The following is a 21966-nucleotide window of genomic DNA, read 5'->3' as shown; positions in this document are numbered from 1 at the left end:
AGCGCCACCGGGAGCATCGCGATGTCCTCCGTCCGTCCGCACGCACCGCGCATCCTCTGGATTTCCGTGGTGATCGGCGGACTGCTGGTCGCCCTGGGCGACTTCATCTTCGCCACGACGCTCTGGTTCTCGTGGGACGCGGAAGGTTTAAAGCGCGTCTTCCAGACCATCGCCGTGGGCGTGCTGGGGCAGGCGAGTTACGCCGGCGGCATGCAGTCGGCCGCGCTCGGCGCCGTGCTGCACGTGCTGATGGCGATCGCCTTCGTCGCGATCTACACGCTCGTCGCGCGCCGGCATCCGTCGCTGCTGGCGCGGCCGGTCGTGCTCGGCCTGCTGTACGGCGTGGTGCTCTACGTGGTCATGAACTTCGTCGTGATGCCGCTTTCGCGGGTGGGGCGTTCGCCGTCGTTCGCGCATCCGGACTGGATCTCCTACAGCATCCTCGCGCACATGCTGTTCGGCGTGATCTGCGTGGTGTTCGCGCGGATGGCGCTGCGGCGCGGCTGAGCGGACCACGTCCGTGGCGACGACCGCGCGCAGACGCACGAAGCCCGCCGGCAGCGACCTGTCGCCGCAGGCGCGCACGGAGCACGCGCTCGCGTGGCTGCGCGAGCATGCCTCCGCGCAGCATCGCGACGGCATGGCGCGTTTCGCGATTCCGGCCGACCGCGCGTTCGGCGTGCCGATGAAGGACATCCAGTCGTTGGCGAAGCAGTTGGGTCGCGATCACGGCCTCGCCGCCGCGCTATGGGACACCGATGTCTACGAGGCACGCATGCTCGCCGCCCATGTCGAGGAGCCCGAGCGCGTCACCGCGCAGCAGATGGACCGCTGGTGCCGCGATTTCGACAACTGGGCCGTGTGCGACACGCTGTGCTTCGCGTTGTTCGATCGCACGCCGCATGCGTGGCGCAAGGTCGAGCAGTGGTCGTCGCGGAAGGGCGAATTCCAGAAGCGCGCCGCCTTCGCGCTGCTCGCCACGCTCGCGCTGCACGACCGGCTCGAAGACGAAGCCTTGTATGCGCAAGGTCTGGCGCTGATCGAACGCGAGGCCTTCGACGATCGCAACTTCGTGAAGAAGGGCGTGAACTGGGCGTTGCGTGCGATCGGCATGCGCGAGTCGTGGCGTGCCGCAGCCGTCGCACTGGCGAAACGCCTTGCCGCGGCGGAACACGCCGGCGCGCGATGGATCGGCAAGGATGCCTTGCGCGAGTTCGCCAAGCGCGGGCCCAAGGCGCACGGGACGAAGCGTACGCCAGCGAAGAAGGCGCGGAAGCGAATCCGCAGCAGCGCGGATTGATCCGGATCAAGGGCGCGCGCGCACGTGCTTCCTAGACTTGGCGGCGACGCAATCCTGCGCATTCCAGGGGTTCCCATGAAAACCGCACTGCTGCTGGCCGGCCTCGCGCTGGCCGGCCTGACGTCCCACGCATTCGCCGCAGGCAACTGCACGGTGAAGATCAACTCGGACGACGCGATGAAGTACGACATCAAGACCGCGACGGTCTCGGCGTCGTGCCCGACGATCACCATCGAACTCGCCCATGTCGGCAAGCTGCCGGTGACCGCGATGGGCCACAACGTCGTCGTATCGCAGACGGTGCTGTACGACGCCATCGCACGCGATGGCCTGAAGGCGGGCGCGAGTGCCAACTACGTGGCGAAGAACGACTCGCGGGTGATCGCAGCGACCCCACTGATCGGCGGCGGCCAGAGCACGAAGGCGACGTTCGCCGGTTCGCGCCTGAAGCCCGGCGGGGACTACGCGTTCTATTGCACGTTCCCCGGACACGCGACGCTGATGCGCGGGAAGCTCATCGTCGTGAAGTAATGCGTTCGCGTTCACGCGAATAGCCGGGGACTATCGAATACATCCAATCAAACGATTTCATCTCGGGCGAATGCCCGACTAGCCTCGCGGCGGGGCGCGCATGTGCGTCCTGCAGCCGTCATCCCAGTCAAAGGAGAATGACCATGAGGCAGCCCAGGCAACCCAGGCTGAAATCGTTGTGGGTGGTGTGCGTTACGGCGTTGGGCCTTTCCGGCCTGGCGCTCGCGGCCGATCCGCCACCGAGCAGCTACATGCCGGTGGTGATCACCGAAACCTTCCAGGCCATCAAGTCGCGGATGGAAGGCGCCAAGCGCGGCGTGATGCAGCGACACAGAAGTCTGCTCGAACAGCGGTACGACCTGTCGAACCGCCCCGTCGCGGGATTGACGATGACGCGCGGAAAACCCGTGCAGGGCGGCGTGCGCGCACGGTTGCCTTCCGGCGTCACATGGGAGGAACTGGGGACCATGACGCCGGAGCAGATCCGCGAACGCAATGCGTTCCCGATCGGCTTCCTGCCGTTGCCGCATCCGAACCATCCCGAAGGCGGCATGCTGTTCCCGCAGTTCCAGATCGACGAACTCAAGCGGCTGGAGCAGCGCGACCTGACGCGGTTCGATCTCGACTTCGATCTCCCCGACCACTTCGTGCCGGAATTCCCCGCGCCGATCTTCCTCACCACGCGGCCGGACCTGGGCGACGTGTCGAAGGGCAAGGTCGTCAACATCAACAACTACTTCGAACTGTTCAACGGCATCCTCAATCCGAAACAGCTGGAAGGACTGCGCCTGCTGGTCACCCCGTTCCCGCAGCAACAGTTCAACCAGACCGAGGACCGCCGCTCCGCGTTGCCCAGTCGCGGCGTGGCGTGCCTGGATTGCCACAGCAACGGCCACACCTCGGCGGCCACGCACCTGGTGGGCGACATCCGGCCGCAGCAGTTCCGTCATCGCATCGACACGCCGACGCTGCGTGGCGTGAACATCCAGCGGCTGTTCGGTTCGCAGCGTGCGTTGAAGTCGGTGGAGGATTTCACCGAGTTCGAGCAGCGCGCCGCGTACTTCGACGGCGATCCGGTGATCGCGACGAAGAAGGGCATCAACATCCTCGATCGCGGCCACCAGGTGCACGCGATGGGCGAGTTCCAGGCGTTGCTGGATTTCCCGCCGGCGCCGAAGCTCGACATCTTCGGCAGGCTCGATCCGGCGAAGGCGACCGACCAGGAGAAGCGCGGCGAGGCGCTGTTCTTCGGCAAGGCGCAGTGTTCGTCCTGCCATTCGCCGCCGTACTACACCGACAACACCATGCATAACCTGCAGGTGGAACGCTTCTTCCGGCCGCAGATGATCAACGGGCGCTTCGCCAGCGCGGACGGGCCGATCAAGACCTTCCCGCTGCGCGGCATCAAGGACTCGCCGCCGTACCTGCACGACGGTCGCCTGCTCACGCTGGAGGACAGCGTGGAATTCTTCAACATCGTGTTGCAGACGAAGCTGGAGAAACAGGAGAAGGAAGACCTGGTGGCGTTCCTGCGCGTGCTCTGAGCGCACGCCGAACTCCGGGAACAGCCGCGGCGCCGTGACGGGCGGCGCCGTGTCTTCTCGCCGCGCGTCGCACGCGTTGATGCGCTCGTCACGACCTTTTCACCCGGTGGACACGATCATGCGGTCCGCCACCGGGCGTTGTCCCGCGTGGCGGCCGACGACCCGCGGGAGCGATCCGGTGCGCGATGCGCCGGTGTGGAAGTGCTCCCCGCGCATTCCGCGCGTGCGGAGTCGATGCGGATCGTGTTTTCCCGGCTGTTCCGATGCAAGCATGCAGGAGGAGCGGGTTTTGGAAGGGCTCGTGAACGACCTGGTGCGTTTCTACGACGACCTGATCGGCCGCACGCAGGGCCCGATGTCGTTCCGCTTCTTCCTGCAACCGTCCATGGCGTTGCTGATGGCGCTGCGCGACGGCGTCAAGGATGCGAAGAGCGGACGCCCGCCGTACTTCTGGAACATCGTCAACGATCCGTCCGCGCGTCGCGCGTCGATCCACGAGGGCGTGAAGGCCACCGCACGCATCCTGCTGCTGGGCCTGGTGATGGAAATCATCTACCAGTACAGGGTGCTCGGCACCTTCCACGTGCTCGAGGCGATCAACGTCATCGTCGCCTTGTGCTTCCTTCCCTACCTGCTGCTGCGCGGGCCGATCAACCGGCTGGTGCGCTGGTGGCTCGCGCGTGCGCATCGCGCGACCTGACTGGAGACGCGCATGAGCCCGGAAACCCACGAAGCGCCCGTGCGGCCCGACCGGCTCCCGGAAGCGCCATTGCCGCCGATTCCCGACGTCGGCCTGCTGGATTCGGACATCGCATCCGTCGAGCTTTCGCAGCACCGCACGAAGCTGTCGACGCACCGCACGGGGCTTTCGGAACATCGCACCTCGCTTTCCGAATACCGCACCGACCTGTCCACCAACCGCACCGAGATGTCGATGCGGCGCACCGGCATGTCGTTCCAGCGCACGCGCATGAGCGCCGAGCGCACGCTGATGTCGGTGATCCGAACGGCGCTGTCGCTGATCGGCTTCGGCTTCACGATCTTCCAGGTGTTCACCAAGGCGCGCGACGCCGGGATGCTGCGCATGAACATGGCCGCGCCGAGCAACTTCGGCATGGCGCTGGTCGCGCTCGGCGTCGTGCTGCTGATCGCCGGCATCGTCTACCACGTCAGCTTCATGCGCGGACTGCGCGCCACGCGCAAGGCCATGGTCGAGGCGGGGCTGGTGCATGGCGAGAGCGGCTATCCGCTGTCGTACACGCTGCTCACCGCGATCATCCTGCTGATGATCGGCGTGTTCGCGATCGTCAGCATGGTGTTCGACGTGGCGCGCGGCTGACGCTCGCGCGATTGAAACCCGCCGTTGCGAAAGCTTTCGCAGGATCACCCCGCAGGTATTCCCCCAGGCAAGGCAAGGAGACGCGTCATGGCACAGGCGAAGAAGGCCGCCCGTCCGGCCAAGGTGGCCAAATCCGCACCGCCGTCGCAGCGGTCCGACAAAGGCGCCGCGAGCGGGAGAGCACCGCAGAAGAGTGCAACACCCTCGCGCAAGGGCGGGGGAGAAAGGCCGAACATTCTGGTGATCTGGGGTGACGACATCGGAATCGCCAACCTGAGCTGCTACACGCACGGACTCATGGGTTACCAGACGCCCAACATCGACCGTATCGCCAACGAAGGCATGCGCTTCACCGATTCGTACGGCGAGCAGAGCTGCACCGCCGGCCGTTCCTCCTTCATCACCGGCCAGAGCGTGCATCGCACCGGCCTGTCGAAGGTAGGCATTCCCGGCGCGCCGCAGGGCATGACCGACTCCATCGTCACCATCGCGTCGCTGCTGAAGGATCGCGGTTACGCCACCGGCCAGTTCGGCAAAAACCACCTGGGCGATCTGAACAAGCATCTGCCTACGGTGCACGGCTTCGATGAGTTCTTCGGCAACCTCTACCACCTCAATGCGGAAGAAGAGCCGGAGATGTACGGCTATCCGAAGGACCCGCGGTACCGCGAGCAGTTCGGCCCGCGCGGCGTGATCCACAGCTGGGCGACGGACAAGGACGATACGACCACGCATCCGCGCTGGGGACGCGTCGGCAAGCAGAAGATCGAGGACACCGGCCCGCTCAACGTGAAGCGCATGGAAACCTGCGACGACGAGTTCGTGGAGGCCGCGAGCGATTTCATCCGCCGTCAGGACAAGGCGGGCAAGCCGTTCTTCGTGTGGCTCAACACCACGCACATGCATTTCATCACGCACACCAAGCCCGAAAGCCTGGGGCAGGCCGGCGAACACCAGTCGCCGTACCACGACACGATGATCGACCACGACAGGAACGTGGGGCAGATGCTCGACCTGCTCGATGAACTGGGCCTGGCCGGGGACACCATCGTCATCTACTCCACGGACAACGGCCCTCACATGAACAGCTGGCCGGATGCGGGCATGACGCCGTTCCGCAGCGAGAAGAACACCAACTGGGAAGGCGCGTTCCGCATTCCGGAGCTGATCCGCTGGCCCGGCCGCATCCCGGCCGGCGTGGTGAGCAACGAGATCATTCAGCACCATGACTGGCTGCCGACACTGCTCGCCGCAGCCGGCGACACCGATTGCGTCGATCGACTGAAGAAAGGCGCCACCGTCAACGGGCGCAAGTACAAGAACCACATCGACGGCTACAACCTGCTTCCATACCTGACGGGCGAGGAAGACAAGTCGCCCCGCAAGTGGTTCTTCTACTTCAGCGACGACGGCGACGTGCTCGGCATACGCTGGATGAACTGGAAGATGGTCTTCATGGAACAGCGCTGCCAGGGCACGTTGCAGGTCTGGGCCGAGCCGTTCACGCCGCTGCGCGTGCCTAAGATCTTCAACCTGCGCATGGATCCGTACGAGCGCGCCGACATCACGTCCAACGTGTACTGGGACTGGATGCTGCACAACGCGTTCTGGATCTACGGGGCGCAGGCCGCGGCGGCGCAGTTCCTGTCGACGTTCAAGGAATTCCCGCCGGCGCAGGCGCCAGGTGCGTTCGATCTCAGCCAGGCCGAGCAGAAGATGGGCGAGCTCAACAGCAAGTCCGGCTGAGGCATCCGCGTGGAGCCGTTGCCCTCCTGGAACGACGGCGCGGCGAAGTCGGGGATCCTCGACTTCGTCGCGCGCGTGTGCGCGCAAGGCGGGCCGGACTTCGTCGCGAAGCATGAGCGGATCGCGGTCTTCGACAACGACGGCACGCTGTGGTGCGAGTACCCGCTGCAGGTGCAGGTGTTCTTCGCGCTGGCCGAGGTGAAACGGCTCACGAAGCAGGATCCGTCGCTGCTGCGGAAGCCCGCGTTCAAGGCGATGGTCGACGGCGACGTGAAGACGTTGATGTCGTTGCCGAAGAAGGACGTCTTCGAGCCGGCGTTCGCCACGCATGCGGGGATGACGGTGGAGGAGTTCCACGCCAATGCGTGGCGATGGCTGCGCCAGGCCGAGCATCCCAAGCTGCGGCGCCCGTTCCTGCGCAACGCCTACGCGCCGCAGCGCGAACTGCTGGACCATCTGCGCGCGAACGGCTTCAAGACGTACATCGTCACCGGCGGCGGCGTGGAGTTCGTGCGCGTGGTGGCCGAGCAGCTTTACGGCATTCCGCCCGAGCAGGTCGTCGGTTCCAGCACGAAGATGAAACTGGAGGAGTCCGGTGGCGGCATGGTGCTGCGGAAACTGCCAGAACTGGGCAGCTTCGACGACAGGGACGAGAAAGTCGTCAATATCGCGCTGCACATCGGCCGTCGGCCGGTGTTCGCGTTCGGCAATTCCGATGGCGACCTGGCGATGATCCGGTATACGCTCGGCGGCGATGGACCGCGCATGGCGTGGTACCTGCACCACGACGACGCGACGCGCGAGTTCGCCTACGACCGCGATTTCAGGCTCAGCGCGTTGCGCGAAGGCCTGGACCGCGCGGCGGAACTGGGCATCGGCGTGGTCAGCATGCAGCGCGACTGGAACCGCGTGTTCGCCGACGACGGCGATGCGCCCGCAACGGGAGGCGGCGTTTGAGCACGACGTACGACAACATGGTCCGCATCGATGGCGGTGCGTTCACGATGGGATCGGACCACCACTATCCGGAAGAGCGGCCAGCGCACAAGGTGCGGGTGGACGGCTTCTGGATCGATCGCCACGCGGTGACCAATCGCGATTTCGCGCGTTTCGTCGAGGCCACCGGGCACGTCACGCAGGCGGAGCGGCCGGCGGATCCGGCGGACTATCCGGATGCGGACCCCACGATGCTGGCGCCGGCGTCGGTGGTGTTCGTGCCGCCGCCGGGGCGCGTGGACCTGGGCAACCATTTCCACTGGTGGCAGTACATTCCCGGCGCCGACTGGCGGCATCCGCGCGGGCCGGAGAGTTCGCTCGCGGGACTGGAGGACCATCCCGTCGTGCACGTCGCCTACGCCGACGCGCTCGCGTACGCGCAGTGGATCGGCAAGGAACTGCCGACCGAGGCGGAATGGGAGTTCGCGGCGAAGGGTGGACGCGAGGGCAGCGAGTTCGCCTGGGGCGACGAGCTGGTCCCCGGCGGCCGGCACATGGCCAACACCTGGCAGGGCGAGTTCCCGTGGGAACTGCGGCCCGAGGACGGCTATGCCTGGACCGCGCCGGTGGGTTCGTTCGATCCCAACGGCTACGGCCTGTACGACATGATTGGCAACGTGTGGGAATGGACCTCCGACTGGTACCAGGACCACGGCCGCGTCCAGCAGCACGCCTGCTGCACGCGCGAGAACCCGCGCGGCGGCGAACGCGAGGCGAGTCTGGACCCGCGCGATCCGGCACGCGTGCCGCGTCGCGTGACCAAGGGCGGCTCGCACCTGTGCGCGCCGAACTACTGCCGCCGCTACCGTCCCGCCGCGCGCATGGCGCAACCGGTGGACACCTCGACGTGCCACGTCGGCTTCCGCCTGGTGGTGCGCGGCTGAGCTGACCGGAACCGCCGCGACCGGCGGCAGGAGGGCGCATGGAGTACTGGCTGATCGCCATATCCGAACCGGTCATCCTGGCGATCGATTTCGTCGCGCTGGCGGTGATCGTCGTTGGCACGCTGATCGCGCTGAAGGACGGCCTCGTGCTGCTGGTGTCGCAGCACGAGATGCACCGTCACGAGCGCCGCCACCTGTGGATGCGCTACTCGCACTGGCTGGTGGCCGGGCTCACGTTCCAGCTGGCGGCCGACATCGTCGAATCCTCGATCACGCCCGACTGGGATGGCATCGGGCGGCTCGCCGCGGTCGCCGTGATCCGCACCTTCCTCAACTATTTCCTGGAGCGCGACGTGGCCGAGATCCGGGCGCTGGAACAGGGCGGCGAACCCGGGAAACCTGCGCCTTGACGCGCGTCGCCGCGCCGGAGCGCCGCCCCTGTCGCGTACACTGCGCACCCCCACGCAGGAGCCTTCCATGCCCACGTCGCCCGCCTGTCCGCAATGCACCCTGGCCAACACCTACGTGGATGGCACGAATTTCGTCTGCGCCGACTGCGGCTTCGAATGGCCGGTCGAAGGCGGTGGCGATGAAGTCTCGGGCGTCGTCGTGCGCGACAGCAACGGCAACGTGCTGGCCAACGGCGACACGGTGGTGGTGATCAAGGACCTGAAGGTGAAGGGTTCCTCGATCCCGCTCAAGCAGGGCACGGTGATCCGCAACATCCGCCTGGTCGAGGACGATGCCGAGCACATCGAAGGCAACTCGGAGAAGATCAAGGGCCTGGTGCTGAAGACGATCTTCCTGCGCAAGGCCTGACCGGCCGCGCCATCACCGCGCGTTTGCGCGGCCGGCGCGACAGTGGGCGCTTCCGCAGCCGGGAGCGTCCCATGAGCCAGTACCGCATCGCGTTTCTCGTCGGCAGCCTGCGCCGCGAATCGATCAACCGCCAGCTCGCGAACGCGCTGCAGAAGATGGCGCCCTCCTCGTTCGCCTTCCACGAGTGCCGCATCGACGACCTGCCGCTGTACAACCAGGACGACGACGGCCACCAGGCCGCGCCGGTGAAGCGGCTCAAGCAGGAGATCCGCGACGCCGACGGCCTGCTGTTCGTCACGCCCGAATACAACCGCTCGGTGCCGGGCGTGCTGAAGAACGCGATCGACCATGCCTCGCGGCCGTACGGCGACAGCGCGTGGCAGGGCAAGCCGGCCGGCGTGATCGGCGCGTCGATCGGCGCGGTGGGCACCGCGCTGTCGCAGCAGCACCTGCGCAACATGCTGGCGTACCTGGACGTGCCGACGATGGGGCAACCGGAGGCGTTCATCCACGTCAAGGAAGGTTTCTTCGACGAGGCGGGGAATGTCGCGTCGGAAGGCAGCCGGAAGTTCCTGCAGGGGTGGGTGGACAAGTGGGCGCAGTGGATCCGGTTGCACGTGGATGCGATGCGCGCGCCTTGACCCCGGGAGCATGGATTCCCGGGGATGAGGGATCCGGGCGGGACGCCGCGTCGCGGTCGCGCGACAATGCCGCGACGCTTCCGCCACGCCGCCCATGACCCTGACGCTCCCTTTCGATCTTCCCGACGAACAGCGCAGCGCGCTCGAGGCCGCCTACGCCACCCCGCCGCGCGCGTACCACAACTTCGAACACGTGCGCGAAGTGCTGCGCCGCTACCTCGAAGCCGCGCACGGGCCCGGATGGACGCAGCCGAACGAGGTCGCGCTGGCCGTGCTCTACCACGACGCGATCTACGAAGCGGGGCGCAAGGACAACGAAACGCGTTCGGCGCAGCTGGCCGCCGAACACGTGGCCCGCTGGATGCCCGATCGCGGCATCGACGTGCCCCGCGTGACGGAACTCATCGAACTCACCGCGCGGCACGGCGTGCTCGAGCCCAACGACGTCGACGAGGAAGCGGCGCTGTTCCTGGATTGCGACATGGCGATCCTCGGTGCGGAAGCGCCGGTGTTCGACGCCTACGACCGGGGCATCGCCGCCGAATACCGTGCCGTCGTGCCGGGCTGGCTGTTCCGCATCAACCGCAAGCGTTTCCTGAAGTCGCTGCTGGGGCGCGAGCGGATCTATCTCTCACCGTTCTTCCACCAGCGGCTCGACGCGCAGGCGCGCAACAACCTGCGCCGCGCGGTGACGTCCAAACGCTGAAGGCCCGTCACGGGCGCGCAATCGCGACGTGCCTAGAATCCGGGGCCTGTCCCACGTTCCCGTCGGATCAGGAGCCCGCCATGGCCTTCCAGATCAGTTCCCCGGCCTTCGACCACGAAGGGAAGATCCCCACGCGATTCACCTGCGAAGGGCAGGACATCTCGCCCGAACTGCGCTGGTCCGGCGCACCCGAGGGCACGCGCAGCCTGGCGCTGATCGTGGAGGACCCGGACGCGCCCGACCCGGCCGCGCCCAAGCGCGTGTTCGTGCATTGGGTGCTGTACAACCTGCCGGCCGACTCGACCGGCGTCGGCGAGGCGATCGCGAGCGACCGCCTGCCATATGGAACGAAAGCCGGCCAGAACGGCTGGCAGCGCGCGGGTTACGGCGGTCCGTGTCCGCCGATCGGGCGGCACCGCTATTTCTTCCGGCTGTACGCGCTGGACGTCGAACTGCCGGACCTCGGCGACGTCGACAAGCTGCGCCTGCGCGAGGCGATGGAAGGACACGTGCTTGCCGAGACGTCGATGATCGGTACGTACCAGAAGGGCGAGTGACCGGGCCGGTGCTTGCGGGCCGTGTCGTCGCGCCCTCTCCCGCGCACGGGAGACGGGCGGCGATGCCTCAGTACGGCTGCGCCGTCGGGCGGACCACCAGTTCGTTGACGTCGACGTCGGCCGGCTGGCCGATCGCGAAGGCGATCGCGCGCGCGATGGCATCGGCCGGCAGCAGCTCCTTGCGGAAGACCTCGTCCACCTCGCGCTTCATCGCCGGATCGGAAATCGTGCCGGTAAGCTCCGATTCCACCGCGCCCGGCGCGATGGTGGTCACGCGCAGGAACGGCGATTCCTGGCGCAGTCCTTCCGACAACGCGTGCACGGCGAACTTCGTCGCGCAGTAGACGGCGGCGGTCGCGAACACATGGCGCCCGGCGACGGACGACACGTTGACGATCTGCCCCGCGCCGCGCTCGTTCATCGACGGCAGCACCGCGCCGATGCCGTACAGCACGCCCTTCACGTTGACGTCGACCATGCGGTCCCATTCGTCGATCTTGAGATCGGCCATGCGCGAGAGCGGCATCACGCCTGCGTTGTTGACCAGCACGTCGACGCGGCCGAAGCGCGCGATCGTCGCCTGGATGAAGCCTTCGACCTGGTCTCGCCGGGTGACGTCGAGCGCGTGCACGAGCACCTCGCCGCCGTGGTCGCGGATGCGTGCGGCGATGGCGTCGAGCCGGTCGGTGCGACGCGCGCCGAGCGCGAGGATCGCGCCGTGCTGCGCCAGCCGGAGCGCGGTGGCTTCGCCGATGCCGCTGCTGGCGCCGGTGATCGCGACGACCTTGCCGGCGATGTCGAGGGAAAGCGAATCCTGCTTGGACATGGGGTTTCTCCGTGTTCGGGATGCAGTCGCCCGTCGGCGGCCGGCGTGCGGCCGCGCGGGGGCAGGGTGGGAAAGAAGAGCGTGAGGCGGGAGGAGGAGCGCGTTCGCCCACTCCTCACTTCCCGACCGCACTTCTCAGTCAGGCATTGACGGACGACATGTGCGCCGCCGGATACCGCGTGCCGGCCACTTCGTGCGTGGCGAGGACTTCGTCCAGCCGACGCTGTTCGGCGAGCGTCAGATCGATGCGCGCGGCACCGGCGTTTTCGTCGAGTCGCGGGATCCGGCGCGTGCCCGGGATCGGCACGATGTCCGGACCGCGATGCAGCAGCCACGCCAGCGCCAGCTGCGCGGGCGTGCAGTCGCGTTCGCGGGCGAGTTCGGTCACGGCCTGCACCAGGCGCTGGTTCTGGTCGATGTTGCCGTCCTGGAAACGCGGGTTCTGGCGACGCCAGTCGCTGTCGGACAGCTCGCTGGCGTTCTGGATCGCACCGGTGAGGAAGCCGCGGCCCAGCGGGCTGTAGGCGACGAAACCGATGCCCAGTTCGCGGCAGGCGAGCAGCGCGTCGTTCTCGACATCGCGCGTCCACAGCGAGTACTCGCTCTGCAACGCGGCGACGGGATGCACGGCGGCGGCGCGGCGCACGGTCGCGCCGGACGCTTCCGACAGGCCGAGGTGACGCACCTTGCCGGCTTCGACCAGGCGGGCCATCGCGCCGACGGTCTCCTCGATCGGCACCTTCGGATCGACGCGGTGCTGGTAGTACAGGTCGATGTGGTCCACGCCCAGGCGCTTCAGGCTGGCGTCGCAGGCGGCGGCGACGTATTCGGGCGAACCGTCGATGCCGAGGAAATCGCCGTTCGGCGCGCGCACGTTGCCGAACTTGGTCGCGAGCACGACCTCGTCGCGGCGCGTGCGCAGCACCTTGGCGAGCAGCTCCTCGTTGCGCCCCACGCCGTACATGTCGGCGGTGTCGAGGAAATTCACGCCGATGTCCAACGCGTGGTTCAGCACGGCGAGGTTGTCGGCCTCGTCGCTGGGGCCGTAGAAATCCGACATGCCCATGCAGCCCAGGCCGATGGCGGATACGACCAGGCCCTGGCGGCCCAGCGTGCGACGGGGGAAGGGAACGTTCATGCGGGGTCTCCTGCGTGGCGTGGGAACGTGGACACATGCTGCGCCCGGCCCCCGCGGCGGCGTTAGCACGATGCTCTGCGATCCTTGCCCGATCCTCCGGCGATGCGCGCCACGTCCTTGGCGGGCGCCACCGGCGGCGCATAATCGCCCCGTGCCATCGCAAGGCGGAAACCCATGAACGCGAATGCTTCCAACGTCATCGCCGCGCCCCACGGAATGGAGGCCCAGCAGGCCGAGCTCGCCGACCGGATTGCCCGAAACATCCCCGGCGACGGCCTGCACGATTCCGCCGTCCCCGGCCTGGGCCTGATCCGCGCCAGCGAGCCCTCGCAGCCGCTGCCCAGCGTCTACCACCCCAGCCTGTGCGTGGTGGTGCAGGGCAGCAAGCGGGCGTTGCTGGGCGAGGAGGTCTTCCACTACGACGCGCTCAATTACCTGGTCGTGTCGATGTCGCTGCCGATCACCGGGCAGATCCTCGAAGCCACGCCGCAGGCGCCGTACCTGTGCCTGCGCATCGACATCGACACCGCGCTGGTCAACGAACTGCTGCGGCAGATTCCGGCCGGCCGCACGTCGCAGCGCGCCGGGCGCGCGTTGTTCGTCGGGCGGACCAGCCCCACGCTGCTCGACGCCGTGCTGCGCCTGGTGCGCCTGCTCGACACGCCGGACGAAGCCGCGGTGCTCGCCCCGCTGGCGATGCGCGAGATCCATTACCGCGTGCTCACCGGCGAACTCGGCGACCGCCTGCGCGAACTGTGCGACGTCGAAGGTCCGTCGCAGCGCGTCGCACGCGCCATCGACCTGATCAAGCAGCGCTACCAGGAGCCGCTGCGCATCGAGCAGCTCGCCGCCGCCGCGCACATGAGCGCGTCCTCGCTGCACGAGCGCTTCAAGGCCGCCACCGCGATGACGCCGCTGCAGTACCAGAAGCAGCTGCGCCTGCAGGAAGCGCGGCGTCTGATGCTGGTCGACGGCATGGAAGCCGCCGCCGCGAGCCATCGCGTCGGTTACGAAAGCCCGTCGCAGTTCAGCCGCGAATACCGCCGCCTGTTCGGTGCGCCGCCGCGACGCGAGGTGATGGCGATGCGCGCCCCGATCGCCTGACCGAGGCCCGGCGCCGGCCGGTTGCGCAAATAGGATTGCTCCGATGGAGCAAAGTCGGCACGTCGGGAACCATGCACGGCATGAACATTTCCCACGATGCCGTTCCCCACGTGGCGGCCCTGGTCAGGGCCGCGTTCCGCCTGCTTGAAGAAATCGACCAGGGCCGGATGCTCGACATCTGGGAACGCGCCTCCGAGAGCGCGCGCCGGCTGGTCCCGCCGCAGGAAGTCGCCGACGCCATCGGCCCGTTCCGCGAAGGGCAGGGCGCGCTGGTGTCGCGCCACTGGGTGGGCGCGCGTCGCGACCCCGCGGCACCGCAGTACCTGCGCCTGACGTTCGAGTCCGCGTTCGCCGCATGGGCCGGCGAGGAAATGGTCACGCTGGAGCAGGAAGCCGACGGCATCTGGCGCCTGGCCGGATACGCCGTCCTTCCCGCTGAAGCGGCAGCGGCCTGATCCATTCCTGCCAACCAGGTCCTGGCGACGCGCTGCGCGCGCCGCTAACCTGTCGCCGGGGAATTCGGCGCCGCGCATGCGGCAGGGGCGCAGCGATGTCGTTGATCGTGGAATTGCTGGAATTCGCGGGGCAGGTCGTGCAGAGCTGGCGCATGGCGGTCGCGCTCGCGCTCACCGCGATCGCCGCGTGGCTGATCGTCGACTACGGCCCGCAGAACGCCGTGGGCACCACGGTGGCGGTCGTCGTGGCGATCGCGGGCGTCGTCGCCGGCTGGCGCTGGGCGCGCGCCGCGGAGCAGGACTAGTCCTCCGGCCGCACGCGCGAGGCCAGCACCGCGCCGAGCAGCGCGATCGCCGCGGAAATCGCGAAGCCGGCGAGGTACGCCATCGACGGCGCACGCGTGAGCAGCGCGGCGAACACCGAACCACCGATCGCCAGCACCGTCGCGGTGGACAGCGCATCGCACAGGTGCAGCGCGGAGGAGTTCACGCCCTGGCGGTTCGGCGGCGAGAGTTCCAGCGTGAGCACCGACAGCGTCGGGAACAGCGCGCCCATGCCGAGGCCGGCGGCGATCCAGCCGACGATGCCCACCGCCACCGGCACCGAGGGCGATACCGCGCAGGCCACGCCCGCGATGCCGAGCGCGATCATCGACATGCCGATGCGCAACAGCCGAGGCGGCGTGAACGGCTGCGACGGCCGGCTGCGATACCACGAGCCGAACGACCAGCCGAGCGCGCCGAGCGTGAGCGCCGCGCCGGCCATCGTTGGCGAGAGGCCGCGTTCGCGCGAGAGCAGCAGCGGGATGAACACTTCGGTGCCGAAGAACGCGCCCGATGCGATGCCGCGCATCATCACCACCGTCGGCAAACCGCGCGCCGCACGCAGCGTGCCGCGCGGCAACAGGTGCCACGCGCAGACCAGCAGCCCGATCGCGGCGATCGCCAGCATCGCCACGCCGCCACCGTGATGCAGCTGGCCGGCGTAGTGCAGCGCGAGCGCGCTCAGCGCCGCGCCGACCGCCCATGCGAGACGATGCGGCGGCAGGCCGTCGTCCTCGTGCGCCGTGCCGTCCGCGGCGCCCAGCCCGCGCAGCGCGGGCAGCACGCACGCGGCGGCGGCCACCGCCAGCAACGGCACCGACAGGAACGCCCAGCGCCAGCCGAGGTGTTCGACCAGTGCGCCGGCGATGGTCGGCCCGACCACCGCGGGCACGACCCACGCGGCGGCGAACGACGCGAAGATGCGCGGATGCATCGACGGTGGATACACGCGTCCGACCGCCACGTACAGCGCCACCGACATCAGCCCGCCGCCGAATCCCTGCACGATGCGGCCGAGCAGCAGCACCGCCATGGACGGCGCCAGGCCCGCGATCAGCAGTCCCAGCGAGAACCACACGATGCCGTGCCGCAGCGGCGGCGCCGGCCCGCGCCGGTCGGCCCAGCGTCCGCACGCGACCATGCCCACGACCGAGGACGCGAGCGTGCCGCCGAAGGCCAGCGCATACAGCGGCAGGCCGTCCAGCGCCTGCGCGACGGTCGGCATCGCGGTGGCGACCGCGAGCGCCTCGAACGCGTACAGCGCGACCAGCACGACCGCGCCGATGGTCGTGGCGCGATACGGCCGGGCGAAGAGGCTTACCGGCGCCGGTGCGGGCGGCGGCGCGTCTTCGATCGATGCGGCATCGGTCAGCGGCGTCGGCGCGGCGTCGTCCTGGCGTCCTTCCGTCACAGTGCGAATCCCTTTTCCTCGTAGACCATCAGCACGACCTTGCCACGACCGTGGCCGTTTTCCACGTCGCGATGCGCCACCGCCGCGTAGGCGAGGGGATAGATGTCGCGCACGTGCACGCGCAGGCGCCCGGCGTCGTGCAGTTCGACCAGCGATTGCAGGCGTTCCCGGCTGCGCTGGCTGCGGATCGCCTGCACGCCCAGGCGCTGCACGTCCTCGAAGTCCACCAGCGTGCCGATGCGCGAAGGTTCGATGCCCAGTTCGATCGAGGCATCCAGCGCGCCGCGCCCGCTGCCGTCCAGCGCGGCATGCACGCCTTCCGGCGCGAGCGCACGCACGCGTTCGGCCAGGCCCGCGCCGTACAGCACGGGCTCGGCGCCGAGCGAGCGCAGGTGGTCGTGGTTCTCGCGGCTGGCGGTGCCGATCACGCGCGCGCCGCGCAATCGCGCCAGTTGCACCGCGATGGTGCCGACGCCGCCCGCGGCGCCGTGCACCAGCACGGTATCGCCGGCGCGGATCGCCAGCGCCTGCACCGCCGTGTGCGCGGTCTGACCCGACGCCGACAACGCGCCGGCCACGGCCCACGACATCATCACCGGCTTCAGCACGACCTGTTCGACGGAGACGACGACGGCTTCGGCGTACGCGTTCGCGCTGGTCCAGCCAAGCACTTCGTCGCCGGCGATCAGCGACACGACGCCGTCGCCGACCGCATCGACCACGCCGGCGAATTCGTTGCCGAGCTGGCGCGGGAACGGCGCGACGCCGATGCCGCGCTGCGCGAACCAGCCGCTGCGCGTGGCGCAATCGGCCGGCTGCACGCCGGCCGCGCGCACGCGCACGCGGATTTCGCCGGGACCGGGCGAGGGCAGCGGGCGTTCGCCCAGGCGCAGGACGTCGGGTGGGCCGTATTCGTCGAACACCACCGCCTGCATCGTCGACACGGGCGCCGACCGGGCGACGTAACCGTCGCGCGCGTTGCGGGTATCCATGGATTGACTCGGAAGGAAGACGGGCGTGAGGATAGAACCTCAAGTTAAGTTGAGGTCAAGTCATGCGCTGCGAGGAGCTCACCGTCGGCGACGTCGCCCAGCGCAGCGGAGTCGCCGTTTCGACGCTGCATTTCTACGAGGCCAAGGGCCTGATCCACAGCCAGCGCACGGCCGGCAACCAGCGCCGATACGGGCGCGACATGCTGCGGCGGATCGCGATCATCCGCGCGGGCCAGCGCGTGGGCATGCCGCTGGCGACGATCCGCGACGCACTGGCGAGCCTGCCCGAAGCGCGCACGCCCACGCGCCGCGACTGGTCGCGCCTGTCCAGCGCATGGCGTGAGGAACTGGACGCCCGCATCCGCGAGCTGATCCGCATGCGCGACACGCTCGACGATTGCATCGGCTGCGGCTGCCTGTCGCTGGACCGCTGCCGCCTGGCGAATCCCCGCGATGTGCTGGGCGAGCAGGGATCGGGGGCGCGGCGCTGGGAGGACGGCGACGCGGAAGGACCCTAGGGCGATGAACGAGAAACGAGAGGGTGAGCGTCTGCTTTCACTCGTTTCCCGTTCCTCCCCACTCGTCCTGGCCCTGTGACGTTCCTGTAACAAACCTTCGCTGCAATCCCCCAAACCGGCCCACGCGCCGGGACGGGGGCACGCGATGAACCTGCTGATGCTGTCGGACGTGTATTTCCCCCGGGTGAACGGGGTCTCGACCTCGATCCGCACCTTCGCCCGTTCGCTGGCGCGGATGGGCCACGCGGTCACCATCGTCGCGCCGGACTACGGCGAAGGCAGCGGGCAGGACCCGCACGACGGGCAGGGCGAGTTCGAGGTGATCCGCGTGCCGGCCCGGGTGATCTTCTTCGATCCCGAGGACCGCCTGATGCGCGCCGGCGCCGCGCGCCGATTGCGACGGCAGCTCGCCGGCCGCGAGTGGGACGTCATCCACATCCACACGCCGTTCCGCGCGCATTCGATGGGCGTGCAGCTCGCGCGCGAACTCGGCGTGCCGACGGTGGAGACCTACCACACCTACTTCGAGGAATACGTCGGTCATTACCTGCCATGGCTGCCGACCGCGCTGGGCCGCTTCGTCGCGCGCACCGCGTCGCGGATGCTGTGCCGTGGCGTGGACCACCTGATCGTGCCCAGCGGGCAGATGGTCGACGTGCTGCGCCGCTACGGCATCGCCACGCCGCACACCGTGCTGCCGACCGGCATCGATCTTTCCGAATTCCAGGGCGGCGACGGCGCGCGTTTCCGCGAAGCGCACGGCGTCGCGCCGGACCGCCCGGCGCTGGTCACCGTCAGCCGGCTGTCGCTGGAGAAGAACATCGCCTTCCTGCTGCGCGTGGTGCGCGGGCTCACGACGGAATTCCCGGAACTGGTGTTCCTCATCGCCGGCGAAGGCCCGGACGAAGCGCGGCTGCGCAAGCTCGCCGGCGAGCTCGGCATCGGGGCGAACGTGCGCTTCTTCGGCAACCTCGATCGGCGGACCACGCTGCTGGATGCGTACCGGGCAGGCGACGCGTTCGTGTTCGCCTCACCGACCGAAACGCAGGGGCTGGTGCTGATCGAGGCGATGGCGCTGGGCGTGCCGATCGTCTCCACCGCGGTGATGGGGACGGCGATGGTCCTGCGCGACACGCAAAGCGCGCTGATCGCACCGGAGGACGTGGACGCCTTCGCCGCGCAGGTCGCGCAGCTGCTGCGTTCGCCCGAATTGCGCGCGCGGTTGTCGGCGGCCGGTCCCAACGACGCGCGGCGTTGGAGTTCGCAGACGCTGACGCGCCAGATCGAAGCGCTGTACGAATCGCTGGCGCGGGAACGCGACGCGCTCGCGCCGGGCTGAGGGCGTGACGGACGGGATGTCCGCCCGTGTACCATCGCCGCATCCCCAACCCGGAAGAAACGCATGTCCCTGTCCCTGCACGAAACCAGCGTGCCCGTGTTCCGTCACATGCTCGGCGCGCTCGAAGGCCTGCTGGCCAAGGCCGAGGCGCACGCGAAGGCGCAGGGATACGACCCCGAGGTGCTGCTGCACGCGCGCCTGTTCCCCGACATGTTCCCGCTCGTGCGGCAGGTGCAGATCGCCTGCGATTTCGCCAAGAGCGTCAGCGCACGACTGGCCGACGTCGAAGTGCCGGCGATGCCCGACGAGGAGCGCACCTTCGAGGAGCTGCGCCAGCGCATCGCGAAGACGCTGGCGTTCGTCGAAGGCCTCGATGCGCTGCTGTTCGAAGGCGCCGGCGAGCGCGAGATCGTCCTGCGTCCCGGCACGCCGAAGGAGCGCCGCTTCGACGGCCGCGGCTACCTGCTGCAGTACGGGCTGCCGCAGTTCTTCTTCCACGTGACCACCGCCTATGCGCTGCTGCGCCACAACGGCGTTCCGGTCGGCAAGCTGGACTACATGGGAGCGCGCTGATGTCCGAGGTTCCGGCCGTCGTCGAGTCGCGCCTGACCGCGCAACGCACGCGCGCGGTCGGAACCTGGGCGCTGGCCGGGGTGATCGTCTTCGCGACGGTCGCCACCGCCGTCCAGTTCCTGCGCACGGACCTGGACTTCGTGCGCGCCACCTTGAGTTTTTACCTGCTGGGCCCGTCCGGGCTGTGGCTGCAACTGGCGTACCTGGGTCTCGCGCTGAGCCTGGGCCTGATCGGCGCCGGCTACTACGGTGCCGCCACGCGCGCGGGCCGCAGTCGCGCGGCGTTGTGCCTGTTCCTCGTCGGCGCCATCGGCGTGGCCGTCACGGCATGGGCCGAGACCGACCGGGGCGGCGCGGCGGCACTGACGATGGCCGCGAAGATCCATGCGATCTCCGCCCCGCTGGCGTTCCTCGGCACCACGGTCGGGATGCTGGTGCAGAGCTGGGCCCTGCGCCGCGATCCGCGCTGGCGGCGGCACTTCGCGCTGGCCTTCGGATTGGCGGTGTTCTGCTTCGTCGCGCTGTGGCTGCATGCGCTCTGGCGCGACCTGCCGCGCGGGCTGAGCCAGAAGGCGGTGATCGCCGCGATCGTCGCGTGGCTGGTGCTGGCCGCGCACTGGCTGCGGCGCACGCCCGCCAACGAGCCATACTGATCAAGCACTTGCGGCGCGAACTTCAAGTACCGCGCGCACCTTACAATAGGCGGATGCTCAACATCGCCGCCTACCACTTCGTTCCCATCGACCGTCCCGCCGAACTGGCGGAGACCCTGCACGAGCGCGCCGACGCCGCCGGCCTGCGCGGCACGATCCTGGTGGCGGGCGAGGGCATCAACCTGTTCCTGGCGGGACGCGACGAGGCGATCCACGGCTTCCTCGATGCCCTGCGCGAAGACGCGCGTTTCGCCGACCTGCTGGTCAAATTCAGCCACAGCCGGGGCCAGCCGTTCGGCCGGCTGAAGACCAAGGTGAAGCCGGAGATCATCAGCTTCCGTCGTGACAACGCCTCGCCGTTGTCCGATGGCCGCGCGCCGATGGTGGATCCGCAGACCCTGGCGCGCTGGCTCGATCGCGGCAGCGACGACGAAGGTCGGCCGGTGGTGATGCTGGACACGCGCAATCGCGAGGAGTTCGGCTACGGAACCTTCACGGGCGCGTTGACCCTGCCCATCGACAATTTCACCGACCTGCCCGAGGCGCTGGAGCCGCACCGCGAAGCGTTGAGTCGGTCCACCGTGGTGAGCTTCTGCACCGGCGGCATCCGTTGCGAGAAGGCCGCGCTGTGGATGCACGCGGAGGGAATGCACAACGTGCTGCAGCTCGATGGCGGCATCCTGGGGTACTTTGAGCAGGTTGGCGGTCGCCATTACGATGGCCGCTGTTTCGTGTTCGACGGGCGCGTCGCGCTCGACCCACAACTGCAACCGCTCGTGGACGACGCCGCCTGATCGCGGCACGGAATCCCCCACCGGATCCACGAGCCGCAAGGAGCCCCGATCTGTGAGCAAGGCGATGACGAATTCCGGCGTGACGTGGACGGCCCCGCGCGTGGCGGCGGTACTGCTGGTGGCGGGCCTGTCGGCCTGCGAGCCCAGCCAGCCGGTGAACACCGCGCCGCCGGAGGCGATCACCGCACCGGCGCCGGCCGCCAACCCGCAGCCGGACGTCAACGCCAAGCCGGTCGAACGCGCCGCGCCGCCGATGATCAAGCCGGTCGCGCTGGGCGAGTTCGACCCGGGCAACCCGGTTGCGACGGCGGTCACCGGCAAGCTGTCGCTGGAAGACACCGTGATCAAGGGCGAGAACGGCGCCAGCTTCACCACCGAGCGCGTCGCCCTGGTGACCGGCGGCGATCAGTATTCGCCGGGCAGCACGTATGCGCAGGCGATGATCGTCGACGCCTCGCAGCCGATCGAACTGCGCCGCGTGCTGGAGGAAACCCCGCCCACGCAGTCGCCTGCGAACGCGCTGTGCGGCGGCAACCGCACCGGCTTCATCGCGCTGGCGAAGGTGGAGGACACCACCGGCGAGACGCTCAAGCTCATCGGCCTGAAGGGCACGGACCTTCCGGCCGCGACCGCCAATGGCGTCGAATTGTGTGCGAGCACGCAGTATTTCCCGATTGCCGGCGGCGGCGAGGGCGAGGGGAAGAAGGTCGCCAATCGCTGAGGGGTGTGCTTGTCGGGATGCGGATGCTTGAGCCCCTCTCCCTCCAGCGACCGAA

The 21966-nt window shown here is 68.6% G+C and carries 27 protein-coding genes; 23 read left to right on the top strand and 4 right to left on the bottom strand.

From position 1 onward, the window contains the following. Positions 1-21: 21 nt before the first annotated feature. The 14 genes from I4U41_RS08285 to I4U41_RS08220 all read left to right on the top strand — a co-directional run bounded on the left by I4U41_RS08285 (position 22) and on the right by I4U41_RS08220 (position 11063). Positions 22-507: a hypothetical protein gene (locus tag I4U41_RS08285; RefSeq protein ID WP_206860680.1), complete on the top strand. Its 486-nt coding sequence runs from the start codon at positions 22-24 to the stop codon at positions 505-507. A 13-nt stretch (positions 508-520) separates the two neighbouring features. Further along, complete coding sequence (locus I4U41_RS08280) at positions 521-1300, top strand: DNA alkylation repair protein (RefSeq protein WP_206860679.1); 780 nt, start codon at positions 521-523, stop codon at positions 1298-1300. 75 nt (positions 1301-1375) lie between these two features. Then, positions 1376-1831, top strand: coding sequence for an azurin (gene azu / locus I4U41_RS08275; protein ID WP_206860678.1), 456 nt, complete (start codon positions 1376-1378; stop codon positions 1829-1831). Between the two features lie 143 nt (positions 1832-1974). Continuing rightward, positions 1975-3375 carry a hypothetical protein gene (locus tag I4U41_RS08270; protein ID WP_206860677.1) on the top strand — a complete coding sequence of 467 codons (1401 nt, stop codon included), beginning with the start codon at positions 1975-1977 and terminating at the stop codon, positions 3373-3375. Positions 3376-3676: 301 nt separating this feature from the next. After that, the gene (locus I4U41_RS08265; protein WP_320415159.1) at positions 3677-4075 is read left to right on the top strand and encodes a hypothetical protein; all 399 of its coding nucleotides are present in this window, start codon (positions 3677-3679) and stop codon (positions 4073-4075) included. 12 nt (positions 4076-4087) lie between these two features. Beyond that, positions 4088-4714 carry a YidH family protein gene (locus I4U41_RS08260; protein WP_242525101.1) on the top strand — a complete coding sequence of 209 codons (627 nt, stop codon included), beginning with the start codon at positions 4088-4090 and terminating at the stop codon, positions 4712-4714. Between the two features lie 240 nt (positions 4715-4954). Further along, complete coding sequence (locus tag I4U41_RS08255; protein WP_320415158.1) at positions 4955-6460, top strand: arylsulfatase; 1506 nt, start codon at positions 4955-4957, stop codon at positions 6458-6460. An 18-nt stretch (positions 6461-6478) separates the two neighbouring features. After that, the gene (locus I4U41_RS08250; protein WP_206860674.1) at positions 6479-7417 is read left to right on the top strand and encodes an HAD family hydrolase; all 939 of its coding nucleotides are present in this window, start codon (positions 6479-6481) and stop codon (positions 7415-7417) included. Continuing rightward, entirely contained in the window at positions 7414-8340 is a 927-nt protein-coding gene (locus I4U41_RS08245; protein ID WP_206860673.1) for a formylglycine-generating enzyme family protein, read from the top strand. Before I4U41_RS08250 ends, I4U41_RS08245 begins: the two co-directional genes overlap by 4 nt. 38 nt (positions 8341-8378) lie before the next feature. Beyond that, positions 8379-8750 carry a DUF1622 domain-containing protein gene (locus I4U41_RS08240; protein ID WP_206860672.1) on the top strand — a complete coding sequence of 124 codons (372 nt, stop codon included), beginning with the start codon at positions 8379-8381 and terminating at the stop codon, positions 8748-8750. Positions 8751-8817: 67 nt separating this feature from the next. After that, positions 8818-9159, top strand: a complete 342-nt coding sequence (locus I4U41_RS08235; protein WP_206860671.1) for a zinc ribbon domain-containing protein YjdM — start codon at positions 8818-8820, stop codon at positions 9157-9159. A gap of 71 nt (positions 9160-9230) precedes the next feature. Further along, positions 9231-9800: an NADPH-dependent FMN reductase gene (locus I4U41_RS08230; protein WP_206860670.1), complete on the top strand. Its 570-nt coding sequence runs from the start codon at positions 9231-9233 to the stop codon at positions 9798-9800. 94 nt (positions 9801-9894) lie between these two features. Continuing rightward, on the top strand, positions 9895-10506 hold the full coding sequence (locus I4U41_RS08225) for an HD domain-containing protein (RefSeq protein ID WP_206860669.1): 612 nt from the start codon (positions 9895-9897) through the stop codon (positions 10504-10506). 80 nt (positions 10507-10586) lie between these two features. Then, positions 10587-11063, top strand: coding sequence for a YbhB/YbcL family Raf kinase inhibitor-like protein (locus I4U41_RS08220; protein WP_206860668.1), 477 nt, complete (start codon positions 10587-10589; stop codon positions 11061-11063). Positions 11064-11130: 67 nt separating this feature from the next. Here the strand turns inward: I4U41_RS08220 and I4U41_RS08215 are convergent, their stop codons facing one another. Together I4U41_RS08215 and I4U41_RS08210 are read right to left on the bottom strand one after the other, a co-directional pair. After that, positions 11131-11889, bottom strand: coding sequence for an SDR family oxidoreductase (locus I4U41_RS08215; protein ID WP_206860667.1), 759 nt, complete (start codon positions 11887-11889; stop codon positions 11131-11133). A gap of 139 nt (positions 11890-12028) precedes the next feature. After that, entirely contained in the window at positions 12029-13027 is a 999-nt protein-coding gene (locus I4U41_RS08210; protein WP_242525100.1) for an aldo/keto reductase, read from the bottom strand. Positions 13028-13201: 174 nt separating this feature from the next. Here I4U41_RS08210 and I4U41_RS08205 point away from each other — a divergent pair, with 174 nt between their 5' ends. The 3 genes from I4U41_RS08205 (at position 13202) to I4U41_RS08195 (ending at position 14891) form a co-directional block, all read left to right on the top strand. Next, positions 13202-14131, top strand: a complete 930-nt coding sequence (locus I4U41_RS08205) for an AraC family transcriptional regulator (protein ID WP_242525099.1) — start codon at positions 13202-13204, stop codon at positions 14129-14131. Between the two features lie 80 nt (positions 14132-14211). Beyond that, entirely contained in the window at positions 14212-14586 is a 375-nt protein-coding gene (locus I4U41_RS08200; protein ID WP_206860666.1) for a DUF4019 domain-containing protein, read from the top strand. A 95-nt stretch (positions 14587-14681) separates the two neighbouring features. Next, the gene (locus tag I4U41_RS08195) at positions 14682-14891 is read left to right on the top strand and encodes a hypothetical protein (protein ID WP_206860665.1); all 210 of its coding nucleotides are present in this window, start codon (positions 14682-14684) and stop codon (positions 14889-14891) included. Here I4U41_RS08195 and I4U41_RS08190 read toward each other — a convergent pair. Then, entirely contained in the window at positions 14888-16282 is a 1395-nt protein-coding gene (locus I4U41_RS08190; RefSeq protein ID WP_206861585.1) for an MFS transporter, read from the bottom strand. The genes I4U41_RS08195 and I4U41_RS08190 overlap by 4 nt on opposite strands. Before the next feature lie 35 nt (positions 16283-16317). Beyond that, positions 16318-17313 carry an NADP-dependent oxidoreductase gene (locus I4U41_RS08185; RefSeq protein WP_206860664.1) on the bottom strand — a complete coding sequence of 332 codons (996 nt, stop codon included), beginning with the start codon at positions 17311-17313 and terminating at the stop codon, positions 16318-16320. Positions 17314-17375: 62 nt separating this feature from the next. Between I4U41_RS08185 and soxR the strand changes: the two genes are divergently transcribed. The 6 genes from soxR (at position 17376) to I4U41_RS08155 (ending at position 21911) form a co-directional block, all read left to right on the top strand. Further along, complete coding sequence (soxR, locus tag I4U41_RS08180) at positions 17376-17831, top strand: redox-sensitive transcriptional activator SoxR (RefSeq protein WP_206860663.1); 456 nt, start codon at positions 17376-17378, stop codon at positions 17829-17831. A gap of 145 nt (positions 17832-17976) precedes the next feature. After that, complete coding sequence (locus I4U41_RS08175; protein WP_206860662.1) at positions 17977-19170, top strand: glycosyltransferase; 1194 nt, start codon at positions 17977-17979, stop codon at positions 19168-19170. A 63-nt stretch (positions 19171-19233) separates the two neighbouring features. After that, the gene (locus I4U41_RS08170) at positions 19234-19743 is read left to right on the top strand and encodes a DUF1993 domain-containing protein (protein WP_206860661.1); all 510 of its coding nucleotides are present in this window, start codon (positions 19234-19236) and stop codon (positions 19741-19743) included. Beyond that, positions 19743-20396 (top strand): DUF998 domain-containing protein, encoded by a 654-nt coding sequence (locus tag I4U41_RS08165; protein ID WP_206860660.1) that lies wholly within the window; start codon positions 19743-19745, stop codon positions 20394-20396. The genes I4U41_RS08170 and I4U41_RS08165 overlap by 1 nt, the downstream gene beginning before the upstream one ends. A gap of 53 nt (positions 20397-20449) precedes the next feature. Continuing rightward, positions 20450-21190 carry a sulfurtransferase gene (locus I4U41_RS08160; protein WP_206860659.1) on the top strand — a complete coding sequence of 247 codons (741 nt, stop codon included), beginning with the start codon at positions 20450-20452 and terminating at the stop codon, positions 21188-21190. A gap of 52 nt (positions 21191-21242) precedes the next feature. Further along, entirely contained in the window at positions 21243-21911 is a 669-nt protein-coding gene (locus I4U41_RS08155; protein ID WP_206860658.1) for a hypothetical protein, read from the top strand. Positions 21912-21966: the final 55 nt, after the last annotated feature.

The organism is Lysobacter changpingensis, assembly GCF_017308985.1.
Lineage (GTDB): Bacteria > Pseudomonadota > Gammaproteobacteria > Xanthomonadales > Xanthomonadaceae > Lysobacter_J > Lysobacter_J changpingensis.
Note: the sequence above shows the minus strand (reverse complement) of the source record. Positions and strands in the feature narration are given on the sequence as shown.